This window comes from Kocuria rhizosphaericola (assembly GCF_044462205.1).
In the GTDB taxonomy this organism is placed as follows: domain Bacteria; phylum Actinomycetota; class Actinomycetes; order Actinomycetales; family Micrococcaceae; genus Kocuria; species Kocuria rhizosphaericola.
In genome coordinates, this window is sequence record NZ_JBISWK010000142.1 from 1 (window position 1) to 1,207 (window position 1,207).

Genomic DNA, 1,207 nt, shown 5'->3' on the forward strand with positions numbered 1-1,207 from the left:
GGACGAGGCCCGGGCGTTCTTCCGGCCGGCGGGGGCACCACGGGCGGTTCCGCCCTCCTCCCGGCCGGGTCCTTCGATTAACTATTGCCAACATTGATTACCGGCGCGTAGTTTGACGGCACAGCAGTCCGTCGGACGCGCTTTCGGATCTCCGTGAGCTCCACGGTGCACGCCGCACGACCAGCAGCACGACATTTCCTGTCGCCCACCGCCACCGCGTGCGGAGCGGCGACGCCGGGGGGAGGTCCTGCCGCGCGCTGCCGGCCCCGGGGCCTCCCCGGGGCGAGGACCGAGCACAGGAGACACAGGACATGACTGCTGGAAAGACATGGGCGGCCACGGGCGCCACGGCCGCGATGCTGGCCGGAGGGCTCTTCCTCGGTGCCCCGGCCGCCGTCGCGGCCCCCGGGGACCCCGCCTGCCTGCAGGCCACCGCCCAGCTGGACGCGGCCCTGACCGGGGCGGGCCTCACACCCGACTCGCTCGCGGCGCTCGGCTCGTCGGCCGAGGCCGTGGCCGCCGCGGAGGCCCAGTACGCCGCGCTCGTGGGAGGCGCCGGCGGGCCGAGCCTGCAGGAGCTGGAGGCCGCCGGGGCCGCGCTGATGGCAGCCCAGGAGTCCGGCGATCCGGAGGCCATCGCCCAGGCCGAGGCGCGCCTGGTCGAGCTCGACCAGGAGCTCGCCGCCGCGCTCGGCACGCTCGACCCGGCCGTCGCCGAGCTGGCCCTCGCCGACGCCGCCGTGTCGTTCGAGGCGCTCCTGGCGCAGCTGGCCCTCGACGAGGCCACGGTCAACCAGTTCCTCGTGCTCCTCGAGCAGGCCGTCGTGGCCTGCGAGGGACCGGCCGCCCCGGCCCCCGCGGCCCCGGTGGTCCCGGTGGTCCCGGCGCCGGTCGTGGCGCCGGTGGTCCCCGCACCGCCCGCCCCGGCCGAGGCCGCCCCGGTCGAGGCCGCCCCGGTCGAGGCCGCCCCGCTGGAGGTCGCGCCGGCGCCCGTCGCACCCGTCGTGGCGGCACCCGTCGAGACCGCGCCCGTGGCCGTCAACCCGGGCCTCAATCTGCAGACGGCCGCCGCGGAGCCGGAGCAGCGCCCCGGCTCCGGCCTCCTGGCCGGGCTGCTCGCCGCGGGGACCGCCGCGAGCGCGGCGGGCGTGCTGCGCCTGCGGCGGCGCAGCCGGTCCTGAGCCGCCCGCCGTCCCGGGGCCCACGA

Annotated in this window: 1 protein-coding gene; it reads left to right on the forward strand. The window is 78.2% G+C overall.

Going from position 1 to position 1,207, the window contains the following annotated elements; all coding sequences use genetic code 11:
• Positions 1-311: 311 nt before the first annotated feature.
• A complete protein-coding gene (locus ACH9D2_RS14695; RefSeq protein WP_396363554.1) occupies positions 312-1,181 on the forward strand; it encodes a hypothetical protein in 870 nt (289 codons plus the stop codon).
• Positions 1,182-1,207 lie beyond the last annotated feature (26 nt).